Below are 19434 nucleotides of genomic sequence, written 5' to 3'. Positions count from 1 at the left end.
AAATTATTTTATGTTAATAAGGAGTTGCGTATATGCTTATATCAGAAGTAGGTGAAAAATACGGGTTAACACCTGATACACTGCGGTATTACGAGCGAATTGGACTTATTCCTCCAGTTAAGCGTAGGCCTAATGGAATTCGAGAATATGATGATTATAGTTGTGGCTGGATTCAATTTATTCACTGCATGCGAAAAGCTGGGATGCCAGTAGAAACTCTTGTTGAGTATGTTCAACTTTATCAACAAGGAGCGGTTACGAAAGAGGCAAGAAAAGAACTTTTATTAGAAGAGCACCGTAGATTGAATGAACGTATTGTGGAACTGCAGGCCGTTAAAGAGCGCTTGTTGTATAAAATTAACAATTACGATCAGCTTGAAGAATCTGTGGTAATTATGAATAAAGATAATTGGTAATAAGTGTCGTTAAGTTCGATTAGTTTTGAGGTGAAACTAAAAGATAAATAGTATATTCTATTGTTGTAAACTTTTTATTAATTCGTTTAGTGGCTATTTCAGACGATTATATTTATTAGAAATACTGTCTATGATAATGGGAAAATAGCAGTTTCTATTAAATAAAATGTGAGTAAATTCAATCTTGAAAAGCGGTTAAGAAAAATATTCATGTAAAATTAAAAGTTTTCAATTTATTTTTACTTGGCGATTTATCATCCAGAATCCCCTAGACTAAGTTAGGGGGATTGGCAAGAAACAATTATTATGAAAAATTTTAAAATTTAATTAAAAACAGGGTCTTCTATGATAAAATTAAAAATCATGGGAGACCTAATTTATATTTTTGGGTTGTTTCTCAGTTTTCCAACATGCCTACCAATGTTGCTTATAAGTGTCAGACAGGGGTAACATTGGTGCAAGGCATTACGACAGTAGTTGTAGTATACATTCTTTCTTTAATTTTTTGTTGATAATTTAGTAAGAAAATTTAACTTAGAAGGGAGAAGTCGCCAGATTTAATCTTTAAATTGTTATTGGTGGTAATGGCGATACTATATAATGGAAAAAATTATTTTGATACCAGATTCTTTTAAAGGCACATTATCTTCTCAGGAAGTTTGTGAGGCTATGAAACAGGCGGTTGTTAAAATTTGCCCACAAGCTCAAGTTGTTACAATACCAGTGGCCGATGGGGGTGAGGGAACTGTAGATGCTTTTTTGGCGGCAATGTCGGGGCGCAAGATTCATTGCAAGGTACGAGGTCCTTTAGGTGAGCCGTTGGATTCTTTTTATGGTATTTTAAGTGATGGGTCGGTTGTTATTGAAATGGCGGCCGCAGCTGGATTACCACTTGTTAGCGGTCGTTTGTCGGTGGGCACTGCAACTACTTATGGAGTAGGTGAATTGATGCAACATGCCATTACTGCTGGAACTAAGAAAATTATTCTAGGGTTGGGTGGTAGTGCGACTAATGACGGTGGGTGTGGTGCAGCGGCAGCTTTAGGCTGTGTGTTTTACAATTATCAGGGGGAAAAATTTGTGCCAACGGGCGATACTCTCAGGGATATTGCTTCAATTGATATTCGTAAGTTGCAAAACAATATCGTTGGAGTAGAGGTAGTTGTGATGTGTGATATAACTAATCCTTTGTGTGGTCCTTTGGGAGCGGCGGCAATTTTTGCTCCGCAAAAAGGTGCAAGTTTAGAGCAAGTTGAAAGCTTGGATGCGGGGTTGGCTCACTTGGCGCAAAAATTAGTAGAGCTAGGTTATAGTCCTGTAGATAAATTGCCTGGAGCTGGAGCTGCTGGTGGTATGGGAGCTGGGGCGGCGGCCTTTTTTCAGGGGCGACTGATGCGGGGTATAGATGTAGTATTAGATGCGGTAAATTTTACGCAACTACTAGCTGGCGCCGATGTGGTGTTTACTGGTGAAGGAAAATTTGATAATCAATCGCTAATGGGCAAAGTTGTTGCAGGTGTAGCGGCACGAGCTAAGGTTGCTGGGGTGCCAGTAATTTGTTTAGCTGGCGCAGTTGATGAAGTTAGCGAGCAGGCTTATGAAAAAGGGTTGACGGCAGTTTTTAGTATTAATCGCAAGCCAGTGCCTTTTAGTGAAGCTGTGACTTGTAGCCGAGAAAATCTGGTGTTGGTAATGGAAAATATTCTGCGGCTATTGGTGTAGGTGAAGCTAATGCACAATTAAGTATGCTAAAACAGATGAGTTAGTTTTAATTGATAATGATTACAAAATGAGTGGAAATTTAATTAGCGTTAGAACGCTTAATTTAGATTGCGAATTTGCAGAAATTGCGGCTCAATTAGATGAAATAGTCAATTTATATTTTTATAAGGTAAATAACTAATATTTGGCGGTTCATATCGTTTCACAAGATTTTTGAAATATACATTGTAGGGCTAAAAGCATTGCAAGCAACATAAAAAACTTCACATAAGGAGTAGGAAAATGGTTTATTTACGAGAACTATATTTACCAGATGGCGATAAAGAATTTGATTATATTGTAAATAACATAAAAAGAAAATGTTATAATACCTTGTATCCATTTAAAATTTTATCGCAAAAACAGCTTAGCTATTTAGAGTTTGAGCCGATAACAATACTTTATGGTGGCAATGGTTCTGGTAAAACTACGCTTTTAAATATTATTGCCGAAAAATTAAAATTAACTAGAGGTACAATCGGTAATAGTTCCAGTTTTTTTGAAGAATATCTAAAGTTATGTGCATGTAATATTAAAGGTGGTGCTATTCCACAAGCTAGTAGGATTATTACTAGCGATGATGTTTTTGATTTTGTTTTAAAGTTACGGATGTTAAACGAGGGTGTTGATGATAAGCGGGAAAAACTATTTGCGGAATATCTGCAAATGCGTCAACAAAGGCCACCTCGGGAAAATATACTACAAAAAAGCAATGAACTAAAAAAGATTGTTGCGGCCCAATCAATGACACAGTCGATGTATGTTAAACGCAATCTCGGACTAAATCTTAAAGAAGAATCTAACGGCGAAAGTGCTTTTGCTTATTTTAGAGAAAAAATTTCCGAAAACGCCTTATATCTTTTAGATGAACCTGAAAATAGTCTATCGCCAGAAAGACAAATGCAATTAGTAGATTTTTTAGCTGAATCTGCTCGTTTTTTTGGTTGCCAATTTATTATTGCTACGCATTCGCCTTTTGTATTGGCTTTAAAAGGAGCAAAAATTTATGATTTAGACGAATACCCCGTTACTACAAAAAAATGGACTCAGTTGCATAATGTACGGGTTTATTATGAATTTTTTCAAAAATATCGGGCGGAATTTGAAAAATAAAATAGCTAGGTAGTTAGCAAAGTTGCTTAATTTAACTGGGGACAGATTCTAGAAAGTCTGCCCCAGTTTTTGCTTTTTATACATAGAAAAATAGGCGTAGATAGGTTATACTAAAAGTTAAATGGTTTTGAACTAAAGACTAAGCTTGTAGCACGCTGATTACAGCAAGCAGGTTTATAAACATCAGCATAAGAATGATAAAATAAATATTTATAATTTAGAGGTGGAAAATGACAACAGCAGCACAAAGAGCAGAATTACAAGCACAAATTTGGAAAATAGCCAATGATGTTCGCGGATCGGTAGATGGATGGGATTTTAAACAATATGTATTAGGCACGTTGTTTTATCGTTTTATTAGTGAAAACTTTGCAAATTATATTGCAGCTGGAGATGAAAGCATTAATTATGCGGAACTAGATGATGCAATTATAACTAAAGAAATTAAAGAAGATGCAATCAAAACTAAAGGATATTTTATATATCCTAGTCAACTATTTGTTAATATTGCTAAAAATGCCCATACCAATGAAAGCTTAAATACTGATTTAGCAACGATATTTGGAGCTATTGAAAGTTCAGCCAATGGTTATCCGTCCGAGTTAGATATAAAAGGACTATTTGCTGATTTTGATACCACTAGTAACCGCTTAGGCAATACTGTAAATGATAAAAACTTGCGTTTAGCGGCCGTAATTAAAGGCGTGGCAGGGCTTAATTTAGGTAATTTTGAAGATAATCATATTGATTTGTTTGGCGATGCTTATGAGTTTTTAATTTCTAACTATGCAGCTAATGCAGGTAAATCTGGCGGTGAGTTTTTTACGCCCCAAAGTGTATCTAAACTTATTGCCCAACTAGCACTTCACGGACAAACCACCATCAATAAAATCTATGACCCCGCCGCTGGTTCTGGCTCGTTATTATTGCAAGCTAAAAAACAATTTGATGAGCATATTATCGAAGATGGTTTTTTTGGACAGGAAATAAATCACACCACCTATAACCTTGCACGGATGAATATGTTTTTACATAATATTAATTATGATAAGTTTAATATTGCATTAGGCAATACGCTATTAGATCCTCGTTTTGCTGATGATAAACCTTTTGATGCGATTGTATCTAACCCGCCATATTCCGTAAAATGGATTGGGAGCGATGATCCAACGCTTATTAATGATGATAGATTTGCGCCCGCAGGAGTATTAGCGCCAAAGTCTAAAGCAGATTTTGCCTTTGTGTTGCATGCGCTTAGTTATCTATCAAGTAAAGGGCGTGCGGCGATAGTTTGTTTTCCAGGAATTTTTTATCGTGGTGGCGCCGAACAAAAAATTAGACAGTATTTGATTGATAATAACTTTGTAGAAACTGTTATTGCTGTAGCGCCGAATTTGTTTTTTGGAACTTCAATCGCTGTGAATATTTTGGTGTTGTCTAAGCACAAAACTGATAATAAAGTTCAATTTATTGATGCAAGTGGGGCAGATTTCTATAAAAAAGAAACTAATAACAATATACTTACCGAAGACCATATAGAGAAAATAATGGCAATGTTTGATAGCAAAGAAGATGTTGAGTATGTTGCTAAATCTGTTGCTTATGACGCTATCGTTCAAAATGATTATAATCTTTCGGTAAGTTCCTATGTTGAAGCTAAAGATACAAGAGAAGTTATTGATATCAAGGTTTTAAATGCAGAAATTAAAACTACTGTAGCCAAAATAGATAGCCTTCGCTCTGAAATAGATAAAATTATTGCAGAAATCGAGGGGCAAGATGAATAAGGAATTGAAATTTTTAATCTATAATACCCCAGAAGAAGATGTAGCTATCAATGCAGTAGTGAAAGATGAAACTATTTGGCTAACTCAAAAGGCGATGGCCGAGTTGTTTGATGTTGAAGTGCCTGCTATTTCAAAACATCTTACAAATATTTTTTCGGAGGGAGAATTGCAACTTGAAGCAACTGTTTCCAAAATGGAAATAGTTCAAACTGAGGGTAGTAGAAAGGTAAAAAGACGCCTTGATTTTTACAACTTAGATGCGATTATTTCTGTGGGCTATCGGGTAAATTCTCGCAAGGCTACGCAATTTAGAATCTGGGCAACTGGAATTTTAAAAGAATATCTGACTAAAGGTTTTGTGTTAGATGATGAACGACTAAAGCAAGGTAAAACTGCTTTTGGAAAAGATTACTTTAAAGAACTATTAGAACGAGTTCGCTCTATTCGCGCAAGTGAGCGAAGAATTTGGTTACAAATAACAGATATATTTGCTGAGTGCAGTCTGGACTATGATAAAAACGCAGACTTAACAAAAGAGTTTTATGCTATGGTTCAAAATAAATTTCATTTTGCCATAACTGGAAAAACCGCCGCAGAAATAATTGCTGAAAGTGCAGATAGAAACAAAGAGCATATGGGCTTAATTACTTGGAAAAATGCACCAGATGGGAGAATTTTAAGAAGTGATGTTACAGTGGGAAAAAACTATTTGTCAGAAAAAGAAATTAGACAGCTAGAAAGAGCGGTAGCAGGATATTTTGATTATATAGAAGATTTGATTGAGCGAGAAAATACTTTTACTATGCAAGATTTTGCCACCAGCATTAATGAATTTTTAGCTTTTAGAAAATACGATATTTTAACAGGTAAAGGTCGCATAAGCAAAAAGCAAGCAGATGAAAAAGCAAAGGCTGAATATGATGAATTTAATAAAACGCAAAAAATCAATTCGGACTTTGAAAAGCAAGTAAAACAGCTGCTAGAAAAAGGCGGTGAAAAATAATGAGTAAATTAGATGAATTGATTGTTGAACTTTGTCCTAATGGTGTGGAATTTTTTAAAATTAAAGATATATGTTATGTAAGTAGAGGCGTAGTAATTTCAAAACAAGATATTATAGAAAATTTTGGGGAATTTCCAGTATATTCATCACAGACTGAAAATAATGGTGAGCTTGGTAAAATAAATACATATGCTTACGATGGTGAGTATTTAACATGGACTACTGATGGAGCAAATGCGGGTACAGTTTTTTATAGGATAGGGAAATTTAATGTTACAAATGTATGTGGAATTTTAAAGCTAACAAAACAAGATACATTGATGAGATATATTTATCATATATTGCGTGTGGAGGCTCCTAAGTATGTAAGAAGTGGTATGGGAAATCCTAAACTTATGAGTAATGTTATGGGGGATATAATTATCCCCATACCCCCCTTACCAATCCAACAAGAAATCGTCCGTATTTTAGACACTTTTACAGAGCTGACCGCAGAGCTAACCGCAGAGCTAACCGCTCGCAAAAAGCAATACGAATATTATCGTGATAAATTGCTTACTTTTGAAGAAGGGGAGGTTGAGTGGAAGACTTTGGGTGAAATAGGAAAATTCACATATGGGTATGCAGCAAAAGCTCAGGAATCTGGTGAAGCAAGATTTGTAAGAATTACAGATATTAACGAGAGAGGAAAGCTAATAACAGAAGATAAAAAGTATATTGATATTTCTAAAGAAAATGAAAGGTATATTCTTAAAAAAAACGATTTGTTGATGGCACGAACAGGTGCAACATATGGGAAAACTATGATTTTTGAAGAAGATTATTTGGCCATTTATGCTGGATTTTTGATTAAGATTAGTTTTTCGGAGAAACTTATTAACCCGAGGTATTATTGGCATTTTTCTCAGAGTAAACTTTTTTGGGCTCAAGCCAATAAATTAGTATCAGGAGGTGGCCAGCCACAATTTAATGCAAATGCATTAAAAGAAGTAAAATTTCCAATTCCCTACTCCAATAATTTTGATAAATCTCTTGCCGAGCAAGAACGCATCGTTGCTATCCTCGATAAATTTGATGCCCTAACAAATTCAATCAGCGAGGGGCTACCTCGTGAAATAGAGCTTCGTCAACAACAATACGAATATTATCGTAATATGCTTCTGAACTTTCCCAAACAGGAGGATTAAAGATGTTTCAATATAGCACTATAGCAGAATCCAATAATTTTATCGTATTAGATAAATATACTAAGTTATCTCAGGTTTGCGAAAGTTACCAAACTGAAAGTAGTTTAGAGCAGGAGCTAATCTCTGATTTAGTTAAACAAGGTTATGAATATTTACCTGAACTAAATATGCCAGAAAAAATGCTCGCGAATGTGCGCAAGCAACTCCAAATTCTGAATAAAGTTGAGTTTAGCGAAGCTGAATGGCTTAGATTTTGCGAGCAGTATTTAGATAAACCTAGTGATAATATTATTGATAAAACGCGTAAAATACATAATGATTATATTTATGATTTTGTGTTTGATGATGGTCATATCCAAAATATCTATTTGCTAGATAAAAAAAATATTGCCAATAATAAAATGCAAGTTATTTCCCAATTTGAGCAAAAGGGTACACAGGCTAATCGCTATGATGTTACGATTTTGGTTAATGGGTTACCACTAGTACAAGTGGAACTTAAAAAGCGGGGGATTGCTATTCGTGAAGCTTTTAATCAGGTACATCGTTATAGCAAAGAAAGTTTTAACTCAGCAAATTCACTCTATAAATATTTGCAGATTTTTGTAATTTCTAATGGCACCGATAGCCGTTATTTTGCCAATACAACCAAACGCGATAAAAATAGTTTTGATTTTACTATGAACTGGGCAAAAGCCGATAACAGTCTGATTAAAGATTTAAAAGATTTTACGGCCACATTTTTTCAAAAGAATACTTTGCTCAATGTGTTACTAAAATATTCCGTATTTGATGTAAGTGATACCTTACTGGTTATGCGCCCCTATCAAATTGCGGCCACAGAACGGATTTTATGGAAAATTATTAGTTCATATCAAGCAAAAAATTGGCGGACTACTGATAGCGGTGGTTATATTTGGCATACAACTGGTTCTGGCAAAACCTTGACTAGTTTTAAAGCGGCTCGTTTGGCGACAGAGTTAGATTTTATAGAGAAAGTATTTTTTGTGGTAGATAGAAAAGATTTAGACTATCAGACTATCAAAGAATATCAGCGTTTTTCGCCTGATAGCGTTAATGGCTCGGAAAGTACAGCCGGCTTAAAGCGGAATATTGCCAAAGATGATAATAAAATTATTGTTACGACAATTCAAAAGCTTAATAATTTGATGAAAAATGAGGCTGAATTGCCAATCTATAATAAACAGGTAGTATTTATTTTTGATGAGGCGCATCGCTCGCAATTTGGGGAAGCGCAAAAGAATATTCAAAAGAAATTTAAAAAATACTATCAGTTTGGCTTTACGGGAACGCCGATTTTTCCTGAGAATGCTTTAGGTTCAGAAACTACAGCCTCAGTTTTTGGCAGAGAACTACATTCTTATGTAATCACTGATGCGATTAGAGATGAAAAAGTTCTGAAATTTAAAGTGGACTATAATGATGTTCGGCCCAAATTCAAAAGTCTAGAAAGCGAGCAAGATGAGAAAAAACTCTCAGCTGCCGAAACTAAAGAGGCTTTATTGCATCCAGAGCGAATCAAAGAAATTTCACAATACATTTTGAATAATTTTAGAGTTAAAACCCATCGCTTAAATGCTAGTGGCAAAGGTTTTAATGCTATGTTTGCGGTAAGTAGTGTAGAAGCAGCTAAACTTTACTATGAAGCATTAAAGAATTTACAGCAAGCAAGTTCTAAACCGTTAAAGATTGCCACGATATTTTCTTTTACGGCGAATGAAGAGCAAACTGCTATCGGTGAGATTAGTGATGAAACTTTCGAGCTTTCGGCTTTAGATAGTAGTGCCAAAGAATTTTTAAGCTTAGCTATTAAGGACTATAATGACTTTTTTAAAACTAATTATGGTGTAGAAGGTAATGAATTTCAAAATTATTATCGGGATTTAGCGAAACGGGTAAAGGATAAGGAAATTGATTTGCTAATTGTGGTGGGGATGTTTTTAACAGGATTTGATGCGCCAACACTAAATACTTTATTTGTGGATAAAAATCTGCGCCATCATGGCTTAATACAGGCTTTCTCGCGCACTAATCGTATTTATGATTCGACTAAAACCTTTGGCAATATTGTTACTTTTCGAGATTTAGAGCGGGCAACCATAGACGCTATTACCCTCTTTGGCGACAAGAATACTAAAAATGTAGTTTTAGAAAAAAGCTATCGGGAATATATGGATGGTTTTACCGATTTGCTTACTGGCGAAGCGCGTCGCGGTTATAGCGCAGTAGTACAAGAATTGCAAGAGCGTTTTCCTAATGTTGAGGATATTGTTACAGAAAAAGATAAAAAAGATTTTGCTAAACTGTTTGGGGAATATTTGCGAGTGGAAAATATTTTGCAAAACTATGATGAATTTGCCAGTTTAAAAGCGCTACAAACTGTAGATTTAGCGGATCCTGTAGCTTTAGAAAACTTTAAAGCTACTTATTATGTTAGCGATGCAGATATTGAGCTTATGCAAGGTGTTCAAGTGCTAAAAGACAGAGTTATTCAAGATTATCGCTCTACTTATAACGATATTAGAGATTGGATCCGTCGCGAAAAAGCAGGTCAAGAAAAAGGTGCTGCGACTATTGATTGGGATGATGTGATTTTTGAAATAGATTTGCTAAAATCGCAAGAAATAAATTTAGATTATATTTTAGAGTTAGTTTTTGAGCATAACAAAAAAATGAAAAATAAAGAATTATTAGTTGAAGAAGTGCGACGTTTAATTCGTTCAAGTGTTGGTAATCGTGCTAAAGAAACTTTGGTAGTTGATTTTATTAATCAAACTGATTTAGATCAAATTCAAGATAAAGCTAGTATTATTGATTGCTTTTTTAGTTTTGCGCAAACTGAGCAAAAGCGTGAGGCGGAAGAATTAATTAAAGCGGAAAATCTTAATGCAGAAGCGGCGAAAAGATATATTAGCACTTCTTTAAAAAAAGAATATGTCAGTGAAAATGGTACCGAACTCAATGAAATTCTGCCTAAGATGAGTCCGCTAAATCCGCAATATTTAACGAAAAAACGTAGTGTTTTTCAAAAAATTATGGCCTTTGTGGACAAGTTTAAAGGTGTAGGCGGAAAGGTTTAATTTTAGTAAGAAAATTAAGGTTGTTTTCTGGCGACTTAAGTCAATAAGTAAATAAAAATAGATAGGCGGGGTCATTTCATATAACCTCAAGCCTATCTATTTTCTATAAATGTCAGTTTATATACCTAATAATTTAAGATAAGTGAATATGAACACTTATCTAGTACTAATATATCTATAAAGCAGGTAAATACAGCATATTTTATAGCAAATACAATACTTATTAACGAAATTTTAGAACTTTAATATTGTAAGTGGTATAATGAAAGTAGTTTTACAACTTCCAAATAATAAAAAATTTGGGTATCCGCTTTAAAAATCTGCAAAATTTGAGCTAGTAGCTAGAAAGAGGTTAGCAAATGGCAACAACAGTAGAATACATTGAGTTTGTATGTGAGCAGGTGAGAGCCTGTGGTGAAATAAGATATCGAAAAATGTTTGGAGAGTACATGGTATATATAAATAATAAGCCGATATTTTTAGTTTGTGATAATACTGTTTATGTAAAAAAACATGAAAAACTTCAGAGCTTAATGGCTCAAGCAGAGTTAGGGTTTCCCTATAAAGGTTCAAAGGAACATTATATTTTAGATATTGATAATGTTAGTTTGAGTGAACAAGTAGGAGCTATTTTAGAAGAGGTCATACCTGTGCCCAAGCCTAAAAAGAAAAAATCTTAGGCAAACTCATAAAAGTAGCTAAAATAATAATGAATATTTATAGACCAGAAAATTTTTTTGGAGGTCTTAACTATGAGTACTTTATCATAGTTTGCAAGAAGACTCCCACCGCTAAGTTTCCTTCTTTTTGAGATATTCAATACTTAGTTTTTCAAGTATTTTGCTAACATCGGTTCCTTCTTGAATAGCTTGGATTTTCAACTCTTTCAATATTTCGCTGTCTAATGTTGTAGTAAATTTCACTCGCATAAATGATTCCTCCTATTGACTTATAGGTAAAGGAGGTGAAAGTCAATGCATAAAGCTTATAAATTTCGTCTATACCCAACAAAAGAGCAGGAAACTATAATTGCCAAGTCGATTGGTTGTAATCGTTTCGTGTATAATCACTTTTTAGCAAAAAGAAAAGAAGCCTATGAGGAATATGATACAACAATTAACTATAATGGCTGTTCTGCGTTGCTAACCAAGCTTAAGAAAGAATTTCCTTGGCTAAAAGAGTCTGATTCTACTTCACTACAAACTACACTAAAAGACTTAGATTCTGCTTATCAGAAGTTTTTCAAAGAAAAGAAAGGCTATCCCAAATTCAAGTCTAAGAAAAATCCTGTGCAATCGTATACTAGTAAATGTAATAATTCCTCTATCCGAATCGTGGATAATATCATTAAACTACCTAAACTTGGACTAGTGAAATTCGCAAAATCAAGGGAAGTTGATGGGCAAATAATCAGTGCTACGATTCGTCGTAATCCATCGGGTAAATATTTTGTATCAGTATTGGTTGATGTGGAAATAGATCAATTACCCGTAGTTGGTCAATCTATCGGTGTAGACTTGGGAGTCAAAGACTTCGCAATCCTCTCTACTGGTGAAAAAATACATAACCCTAAATACTACCGCAAATTAGAGCGTAAATTAACTAAATTGCAACGATCACTATCTCGAAAAACAAAAGGTAGTAATAACCGCAATAAAGCTAGAATTAAACTTGCTAGACACCACGAAAAGATTGCTAATTGTCGCCGTGATTTTCTACAAAAGCTATCTACTAGGCTAATTCGTGATAATCAAACGATTTGCTTAGAAGATTTACAAACTAGCAATATGATTAAGAATCATAAATTAGCAAAATCAATTGCCGAGGTGGGATGGTCTGAATTTCGTTCTATGCTTGAATATAAGGCTAATTGGTACGGCAGGACTATTTCAGTCATTGGAAAGTCATTCCCGTCTAGTCAAAGCTGTTCTGTTTGCGGATATCGCAACAGAGAGGTAAAAAACTTGAACCTTAGAGAATGGGAATGCCCAAACTGCCATACTGTGCATGATAGGGATGTGAACGCAGCAAATAATATACTTGCTGAAGGACTTCGACTTTTGGCTTAGTAGCCAAAGAACCGTAGGAATTACGGGGATAGCTTGGTTAAACGCTGACACTGGTCGGCGTGTTCCCAAGAATCCACCACTTCTATAAGTGGTGGTAGTTCAAGAAATCAAATATAGTAAAAATGGAGATTGTAATAGGGGAGGGGGCTTTGAAAATTTAAAAATCAAAACCTCCTTCCTAGCTTGCTTTGATTTTTAGGAGGTAAGAAAATGAATATCTTAAAAAAATATGGCTTAACAGAGCGCTTTATAAATGAGTCCAGCATGTATCCCGACTTAACTTTGGCAAGAGTTATTGCCCAATATAAAGGTTTATATAAAATAGTAACCACCAAAGGGGAACAGTTTGCCCAAATCTCAGGAAAACTAAGGTATGAAACTACTGAATTAGCAAAGCTCCCAGCTGTAGGCGATTACGTGATGATTTCTTGTCAAAGCCAAGAAGATTTGGCTTTGATTCAGTGTATCTTAACACGTAAAAGTGTTTTTTTGCGTACAGCGGTGGGAGTAAGTGAGCAAGCTCAAGTGGTTGCGGCTAATGTAGATGTCGTCTTTCTGTGTATGTCTTTAAATAATAATTATAGCTTAAATCGCTTAGAACGTTATTTGGCAATTGCCTGGGATAGTGGTGCAACTCCGGTAATTGTGCTTACAAAGTCCGATTTGTGTCCGAATCTACAAGCCATAATCACAGAAGTTGAACAAGCTTCTGGCTTTGCGCAGATAATAACTACTAGTATGTATCAGGATAATATTGATAAGTTTAAATCATATTTGAGCAAAGGGCTTACTACAGCATTTATTGGTTCCTCAGGGGTTGGAAAATCAACCTTAATTAACCAGATTTTAGGTGAAGCTGTTTTGGCCACAAATGAAATCGGTAATGCTGATAAAGGCAGACATACAACTACTGGGAGAGAATTATTTCCGTGTTCGTTTGGCGGCGCAGTTATTGATACTCCAGGGATGCGTGAATTAGGGATTCAAAGCCTAGATTTAGTAAAATCTTTTGCGGATCTTGAAGAACTTATACCGCAATGTAAATTTACAGATTGCACGCACACTAACGAACCAGGTTGTGCAATACAAAAGGCCATAGCCGCGGGAACAATAACCCAAAGGAGATTGGATAGTTATATAAAATTAAAAAATGAGTCTTCCTATCAAGGGTTAAATAGCAAACAAATTGAAACTCAAAAATTAGAGCGGATGTTTAAAGAAGTCGGCGGCATGAAAAATGCTCGCAGGTTTGCCAAAGATAAAAAACACAAAAACTAAGCGAGTAATAGGCTGTGTTACTAGGAATTAGTCTTAGACACAGCCTGTTTTATTTGAAAAAAATTTTATCGAAACTAACCTGGTACAAAAACTATTTTTTTGAATAGTTTTTAGGATAAAACTTAAATAATTCAATGGCTTACTATGTTATAATTAGAAATTATACTAAAAGCTAAAGTTATAGGTATAAAATAAAAGATAATGATTTAATTAGGTTAATACAAGGAGAAAAAATGAAAATTTCTAAAAAAGATGCGTTAATATGGTTTGAATTTTTTGCTCAATTACCCGAGGATGAAGAATTGATGAGCAAGCAACAAGAAATCGTTTTTGCAACTTTAGCCCAAATCGAGGCAGCAGTTGAAAAACGCAATGAGCTTTTAATGGCGCAAATAAAAGGTTTGAAAACTCTAGAGGGAAGAACTAGATTTATAGGCGATGAAAATAAATTTTCGCCAGGCTGTCGGTCTTGTTTGTTAGGGACGGGGCTTAGCGCTATTCGTAAAACTAATAAATGTAACTTAGAGTGTAAATTTTGTTATAATTATGGCGAATTAGATGATATAGCACCAATTGGTGAAGGTCTATGGGGTATTGGTGGGACAAAGTTTTATGAACAAGATCTTGATTTATTACTAAAAATTCAAGATAAACCTACGGGAATTGCTTATGTGTATTTGGAACCATTTATGGAGATAGAAAAATATTATTCGGTAATCAAAAAATTTAATCAAGTTGAAATTTATCAGCATTTATACACTAATGGGACTTTAGCTACGGAGGAAACTTTGAAAGCTTTGGGGGAAGCAGGTTTAAATGAAATAAGGTTTAACTTAGGCGCTTCTAATTGTGCAGATAAAGTTATAGAGAATATAGCTATTGCCAAAAAATATATAAATAATGTAGGGATAGAAACGCCAATGACACCAGAATTTTTTGAAACTTTTTTCAAAAAGAAACAGGCGATATTAGCTACAAAAGTTGATTTTATTAATTGTGCAGAATTACATTTAAATGCCAACAACATTGATAATTATTATGGGGCTAATATGTATATGGCGCGTCATGGCTATATTTCACCTATTTGGAGCAGAGAATTAACTTTGCAATTTATGCGTATTGCAATAGATGAACAATGGAATTTAATAGTGCATGATTGCTCTAATCATACAAAATTTGCTAGAGATTTAAATTTAGCAGCTAAAGAAGGCAAATGGTTTGGTGCTAGTAATTATGTTAGCGAATTTGCCTGTCTACCTTATGCCGCCTTCTTACCAATTTTAAAAGACCCTAATTTCAAATTTTTAGTTGAAGAAGAGTTACCGGTTGGTTACCGACCAGGAGAAATGCTTTATTAAGCAGACTAAAAAACGGACAAAATTTTACAGAAAAAGTCGGGACATAATGTTAACTTTACAGTAGAATGGAAATGCAGATAAGAGGTGTACTTATGGGTTGGGTTGAAGACATTAGTAAAGCGATAAATTATATTGAGAACAATCTAGAAGGTCAGTTAAGTATAGATAACATTGCAGAAAGAGCAAGGCTATCACCTTTTTACTTTCAAAAAGGATTTACGATGTTATGTGGTTTTACTGTAAGTGAATATATTAGAAAACGTAGATTGACATTAGCTGGGAGTGAGCTTGTAGCAACGGAAAATAAAGTAATTGATATTGCCTTAAAGTACGGCTACGATTCTCCAGATAGTTTTACCAAGGCTTTTACCCGTTTTCATGGGCTTACCCCTACTGCTGTTCGAAAGGGCGGGGCAATGTTAAAATCCTTGGCCCCGCTCAAATTAAAATTTTCGCTGGAAGGTGGTTATATTATGGATTACAAAATTGTAGAAAAAGAAGCGTTTACTATTATGGGTGTGTCGAAAGTATTTAAGTATGATAATGCTTTTGCAGAAATCCCTCAGTTTTGGGCCGAACATTATCAAACTGGAGGTGGGGCATTAATTTGTGGAATGTATGGAGTCTGCATTGATAAAAGTATTGAAGGTGGGATGCCGACAGATGAATTTGAATACTTGATCGCAGATAATTACAATCCAATGCAAGATGTTCCCCAAGGTGTTACTACAAAGATTATCCCTAAAAATACTTGGGCTGTTTTTCCATGCAAAGGAGCATTGCCAGAAGCAATACAAGCTGTAAATCAGAAAATTTTTACTGAGTGGTTACCTAATTGTTGTGATTATGAAATTGCAGCTGGATATAATATTGAACTGTACACAAATGCAGCAGAGTATCCGCAAGGAATTAAAGATAAAAGTTATTATAGTGAAATTTGGGTACCAATTAAGAAAAAATAAAGAAATTTTCAGGGGAGGTAAGAAAAAATGGAACTTATCACTGTTACCTCAGAAAACATAGCTAAAGAGCATATTTGTTGTGCCATTGCTAATGATAATGATTGCCAGGTACAAGCTAAGAAATCCTGGCTGCAAGATAGATTTGCCGAGGGGTTAGTTTTTTTGAAGGGAAATATACGAGGAAAATGTTTTATTGAATACCTCCCTGCCGAAAAAGCTTGGGTACCAATTGAAGCAGACAATTACATATATATTAATTGCCTATGGGTAGCTGGGCAGTATAAAGGGCAAGGCTATTCTAAGTTATTGCTAAATGCCTGTATTGACGATGCTAAAAAGCAAGGAAAGCAAGGGCTCGCAATATTAACAGCTAAAAAGAAATTGCCCTATTTGGCAGATACTAAGTTTTTGCAACACCACGGATTTGAAAAGGCGGCAGAATTTGCGCCTTATTTTGAGTTGTACTATTTAGCTTTTGCGAGTAATTCCCAACCACCTAAATTCAAGGTAAGTTGCCTAAATTGTCATAAAACAGAAAGTGAAGTGGGATTTACATTGTATTATACGAATCAATGTCCATTTACGGCTAAATATGTGCCACTTATTGAGAAAATAGCTGAAAATAAGCAAGTTGCACTTAAAGTTATAAAACTTAAAACTTGTGAGGCGGCACAAAATGCACCTACGCCTTTTACTAGTTTTAGTTTGTTTTATAAAGGCGAATTTATAACTCATGAAATTTTATCAGAAAATAAATTTCTTAAAATTTTAGACAGTAAAGGATATAAATAAAACAAGAATATTAAAGAAGTTATAGAAAACTGGCCTGAAAAAATTAGCTTTAAAAAGCAGGATTTTTTCAGGCCAGTTTTCTATTCCTAAAATAAAAGAATAACTAAACATAGTCTAGGATTATAATGCTCAATCTAAAACATTTAAAATTATAGTGGCTATAGGATAATATTTTAGATGTTTACTTTATTTTTTGTTATTCATATTTTGAATATAAGATAAAGCTCTGTCTGGACTTAAGGATGGACTATATAAATAACCTTGGCAATGAACATCACCTAATTCGTCTAAGAGTAGTTGTTGTTCAATTTTATCGATATACTCAACAATTACTTTTAGATTTAAAGAGGCACACATCTCAATAATGCTGGTTACCATTTTTCGGCTATGTAAATTATAAGTGATATCTCGGCTTAGAGATTGATCAATTTTCAAAGTATTAATGGGTAAGTTTTTAATATAGCTTAAAGAACTATGTCCCATGCCAAAATCATCAATAGCAATTTTCACACCTAATGTAGTCAAGGTTTGGAGGCGTTTTTGGGTATAATGATTATTATCCAAAGCAATACTTTCTGTTATTTCTAATTCTAATTCATAAGGATTAATACCACTAGTAGCTATGCTTTTAGCTACATCTTCTAAAATTTTATCTTTAGTAAGTTGTTTAACGGAGATATTGACAGACATAACGACATCTTCTAGGCCGGCTTTCTTCCAAGTTGCTAATTGTTGGCAGGCAGTTGCTAAAACCCAGCCACCTAGAGAATGAATTAAACCTGTTTCTTCAGCTAACATAATTACTAAAGAAGGGGGGATTTTCCCTAGTGAATAGTGGTTCCATCGTAAAAGGGCTTCAACACCAGTTACTGTTTTTCCTTGGTAAACTTGTGGTTGATATTCTAAGTAAAGCGTTTTTTGTTCCATTGCTTCTTTGAGATCGTGTGCCAAAAGACGTGCAAGCTTACCAGCATTATCACCACGAATAATTAGATTAGTAGAATACATATTTTTAGGTACAGATGCTAATTCGGATAAATAAGTTAAAGATTTTTCCAGTTCTTGCTGTTTTTGCCTTTTTGAGATTTTTACAAACGGTAAGTAAATAGCAAAACCTATGCCTAGATTAACACATTGGAGTACTATACCGCTAAAAGAATTAGTAGCTAAATAACCGCTTAATAAAGGGGGCGTTGTCCAGTGAATGATGTTGTTAGTAATAGGTACTAGACCAATTAGTGTAGCTAGATAGGCCACACAGAGCAGAACTAGAGGTGTTAGAATAAAAGGTAACAAAAAAATTGGATTTAGGGCTATTGGCAGGCCAAATATTAAAATTTCGCTGACATTAAATATTGCCGGCAAAACAGAAATTTGTGCTAAGCGGTAGGGAATTCCTTGTCTATATGTAAATAAAATAGCCAAAATTAAACATAAGGTTGAACCAGTACCACCAATGGTTGCAAAAGTAGTGATAAAAACATTGGTTATTATTTCGGTTGGTTGTCCACCAGTACTATACGCTAGGAGATTTTGCTGTGCAGCAATTTTATATAGATCGTCCAAAACTGAACTTAAGACATTTTGGCCGTGAATACCGAAAAACCATAGAATTTGAACGACAAAGTAGTATTTGAGTACAGCAAATAAAGAAGAATCACCTACTGTAAACAAAGATTTTATTAGATTGTAAAAGGGTTGACAAATATCTACAATTCCATAAGCGAGGCTGATATATTTAATTATCGCAAAAATAGCTAGTGTAATCCCAAAAGGAATAATATTGGTTAGTGATTGAGCAATTAGGGGGTCGTGGTTATCAAAAAAGGCTTCTAGTTTTATTAATTCTAGGGAGCGAATAAAAAAAAATATTTCAGTTACCAAAAGTGTAACTATTATTGAGAAAAATATGCCGAAAATTCCTAACCAATGTGCCGGCAACCCCAAAAAACCTTGAGTTGATTCAGGTTGGATTAAAATTGTGAGGCAGCTAATAGCAGTTATGGAGGCGACTAAAGGATGAAATCCTTCTTGGTGCTCAGCTAACAAATAGCTGATAGTTCCTGCTAAGAGAAGAGAAATAATACCAAAGGAAGCGCTATAAATTGATGTGCCTAACAATTTCCAGTTGGCGCCTAATAAGGAGTTCATAAGATTTTGATACTCAGTTAGAGGTAGATTTATAAATACAGCTGCAAAAGAACCAATTACCATAATTGGCATATTTAACAGAAGACTCTGCTGAATTGCCCTGAGATGTCGCTGATTAGAAAGAGTTAAAATTAAATTATTAAACACAATATCCTCCTTAGAAAATTTCTAGAAACTTAGTCAATATAAAAACCCTTGATTTATGATTAGCAAAAATAAATGTATGGGGAATTGAACTTAGGGCAATTAGAAATTATAGTTAATGTATAAGCAAGAATAACGGCAATAATTAAAAATAAACTGATAAAATATTATCTTTTCATTATAAGCTATTAATAATAGTATAGCTAGTTTTGGAGTTATAAAAAGTATTTTTGAGTTATTAGTCATATAAATGGTTGAATGTAATTTAACACAAAATAATATTATTTGATTGGAATAAAAAGCGGAATCATT

The 19434-nt window shown here is 34.4% G+C and carries 15 protein-coding genes; 13 read left to right on the top strand and 2 right to left on the bottom strand.

Annotated features, from left to right (window positions below):
* The first annotated feature begins 32 nt into the window (after positions 1–32).
* From SUCMO_RS0107105 to SUCMO_RS0107065, 8 genes are all read left to right on the top strand, one after another.
* Positions 33–416: a MerR family transcriptional regulator gene (locus tag SUCMO_RS0107105; RefSeq protein WP_019879941.1), complete on the top strand. Its 384-nt coding sequence runs from the start codon at positions 33–35 to the stop codon at positions 414–416.
* A 600-nt stretch (positions 417–1016) separates the two neighbouring features.
* Positions 1017–2138, top strand: coding sequence for a glycerate kinase family protein (locus tag SUCMO_RS0107100; RefSeq protein ID WP_019879940.1), 1122 nt, complete (start codon positions 1017–1019; stop codon positions 2136–2138).
* Between the two features lie 282 nt (positions 2139–2420).
* Positions 2421–3290 carry an AAA family ATPase gene (locus tag SUCMO_RS11635; RefSeq protein WP_019879938.1) on the top strand — a complete coding sequence of 290 codons (870 nt, stop codon included), beginning with the start codon at positions 2421–2423 and terminating at the stop codon, positions 3288–3290.
* Between the two features lie 230 nt (positions 3291–3520).
* Entirely contained in the window at positions 3521–5077 is a 1557-nt protein-coding gene (locus SUCMO_RS0107085) for a type I restriction-modification system subunit M (RefSeq protein WP_019879937.1), read from the top strand.
* Positions 5070–6080 carry a virulence RhuM family protein gene (locus tag SUCMO_RS0107080; RefSeq protein ID WP_019879934.1) on the top strand — a complete coding sequence of 337 codons (1011 nt, stop codon included), beginning with the start codon at positions 5070–5072 and terminating at the stop codon, positions 6078–6080. Before SUCMO_RS0107085 ends, SUCMO_RS0107080 begins: the two co-directional genes overlap by 8 nt.
* The gene (locus SUCMO_RS0107075) at positions 6080–7267 is read left to right on the top strand and encodes a restriction endonuclease subunit S (RefSeq protein WP_019879933.1); all 1188 of its coding nucleotides are present in this window, start codon (positions 6080–6082) and stop codon (positions 7265–7267) included. The genes SUCMO_RS0107080 and SUCMO_RS0107075 overlap by 1 nt, the downstream gene beginning before the upstream one ends.
* A 2-nt stretch (positions 7268–7269) precedes the next feature.
* On the top strand, positions 7270–10368 hold the full coding sequence (locus SUCMO_RS0107070) for a type I restriction endonuclease subunit R (RefSeq protein WP_019879932.1): 3099 nt from the start codon (positions 7270–7272) through the stop codon (positions 10366–10368).
* Between the two features lie 359 nt (positions 10369–10727).
* The gene (locus SUCMO_RS0107065) at positions 10728–11048 is read left to right on the top strand and encodes a TfoX/Sxy family protein (RefSeq protein ID WP_019879931.1); all 321 of its coding nucleotides are present in this window, start codon (positions 10728–10730) and stop codon (positions 11046–11048) included.
* Between the two features lie 111 nt (positions 11049–11159).
* On the opposite strand, the gene SUCMO_RS11440 is transcribed toward SUCMO_RS0107065, so the two are convergent.
* On the bottom strand, positions 11160–11297 hold the full coding sequence (locus tag SUCMO_RS11440; protein WP_019879930.1) for a hypothetical protein: 138 nt from the start codon (positions 11295–11297) through the stop codon (positions 11160–11162).
* Positions 11298–11342: 45 nt separating this feature from the next.
* Here SUCMO_RS11440 and tnpB point away from each other — a divergent pair, with 45 nt between their 5' ends.
* From tnpB to SUCMO_RS0107035, 5 genes are all read left to right on the top strand, one after another.
* Positions 11343–12437 (top strand): IS200/IS605 family element RNA-guided endonuclease TnpB, encoded by a 1095-nt coding sequence (gene tnpB / locus SUCMO_RS0107055; protein WP_019879929.1) that lies wholly within the window; start codon positions 11343–11345, stop codon positions 12435–12437.
* Positions 12438–12647: 210 nt separating this feature from the next.
* The gene (rsgA, locus tag SUCMO_RS0107050) at positions 12648–13715 is read left to right on the top strand and encodes a ribosome small subunit-dependent GTPase A (RefSeq protein WP_019879928.1); all 1068 of its coding nucleotides are present in this window, start codon (positions 12648–12650) and stop codon (positions 13713–13715) included.
* Positions 13716–13948: 233 nt separating this feature from the next.
* The gene (locus tag SUCMO_RS0107045) at positions 13949–15073 is read left to right on the top strand and encodes a radical SAM protein (RefSeq protein ID WP_019879927.1); all 1125 of its coding nucleotides are present in this window, start codon (positions 13949–13951) and stop codon (positions 15071–15073) included.
* A 92-nt stretch (positions 15074–15165) separates the two neighbouring features.
* On the top strand, positions 15166–16035 hold the full coding sequence (locus SUCMO_RS0107040) for an AraC family transcriptional regulator (protein ID WP_019879926.1): 870 nt from the start codon (positions 15166–15168) through the stop codon (positions 16033–16035).
* A gap of 27 nt (positions 16036–16062) precedes the next feature.
* Positions 16063–16827 (top strand): GNAT family N-acetyltransferase, encoded by a 765-nt coding sequence (locus tag SUCMO_RS0107035; RefSeq protein WP_019879925.1) that lies wholly within the window; start codon positions 16063–16065, stop codon positions 16825–16827.
* Positions 16828–17013: 186 nt separating this feature from the next.
* On the opposite strand, the gene SUCMO_RS0107030 is transcribed toward SUCMO_RS0107035, so the two are convergent.
* Entirely contained in the window at positions 17014–19125 is a 2112-nt protein-coding gene (locus tag SUCMO_RS0107030; RefSeq protein WP_019879924.1) for an EAL domain-containing protein, read from the bottom strand.
* Positions 19126–19434: the final 309 nt, after the last annotated feature.

Origin of the sequence: Succinispira mobilis DSM 6222 (assembly GCF_000384135.1) — a bacterium.
Lineage (GTDB): Bacteria > Bacillota > Negativicutes > Acidaminococcales > Succinispiraceae > Succinispira > Succinispira mobilis.
This window is presented reverse-complemented; position numbering and strand designations above follow the sequence as displayed.

Excerpts from the sequence above, each read along its gene's own strand:
- SUCMO_RS11440 (WP_019879930.1), bottom strand. The coding sequence starts at position 11,297 with ATGCGAGTGAAATTTACTACAACATTAGACAGCGAAATATTGAAAGAG.
- tnpB (WP_019879929.1), top strand. The coding sequence starts at position 11,343 with ATGCATAAAGCTTATAAATTTCGTCTATACCCAACAAAAGAGCAGGAA.
- SUCMO_RS0107065 (WP_019879931.1), top strand. The coding sequence starts at position 10,728 with ATGGCAACAACAGTAGAATACATTGAGTTTGTATGTGAGCAGGTGAGA.
- SUCMO_RS0107080 (WP_019879934.1), top strand. The coding sequence starts at position 5,070 with ATGAATAAGGAATTGAAATTTTTAATCTATAATACCCCAGAAGAAGAT.
- SUCMO_RS11635 (WP_019879938.1), top strand. The coding sequence starts at position 2,421 with ATGGTTTATTTACGAGAACTATATTTACCAGATGGCGATAAAGAATTT.
- SUCMO_RS0107035 (WP_019879925.1), top strand. The coding sequence starts at position 16,063 with ATGGAACTTATCACTGTTACCTCAGAAAACATAGCTAAAGAGCATATT.
- SUCMO_RS0107075 (WP_019879933.1), top strand. The coding sequence starts at position 6,080 with ATGAGTAAATTAGATGAATTGATTGTTGAACTTTGTCCTAATGGTGTG.
- rsgA (WP_019879928.1), top strand. The coding sequence starts at position 12,648 with ATGAATATCTTAAAAAAATATGGCTTAACAGAGCGCTTTATAAATGAG.
- SUCMO_RS0107070 (WP_019879932.1), top strand. The coding sequence starts at position 7,270 with ATGTTTCAATATAGCACTATAGCAGAATCCAATAATTTTATCGTATTA.
- SUCMO_RS0107045 (WP_019879927.1), top strand. The coding sequence starts at position 13,949 with ATGAAAATTTCTAAAAAAGATGCGTTAATATGGTTTGAATTTTTTGCT.
- SUCMO_RS0107085 (WP_019879937.1), top strand. The coding sequence starts at position 3,521 with ATGACAACAGCAGCACAAAGAGCAGAATTACAAGCACAAATTTGGAAA.
- SUCMO_RS0107100 (WP_019879940.1), top strand. The coding sequence starts at position 1,017 with ATGGAAAAAATTATTTTGATACCAGATTCTTTTAAAGGCACATTATCT.
- SUCMO_RS0107040 (WP_019879926.1), top strand. The coding sequence starts at position 15,166 with ATGGGTTGGGTTGAAGACATTAGTAAAGCGATAAATTATATTGAGAAC.
- SUCMO_RS0107105 (WP_019879941.1), top strand. The coding sequence starts at position 33 with ATGCTTATATCAGAAGTAGGTGAAAAATACGGGTTAACACCTGATACA.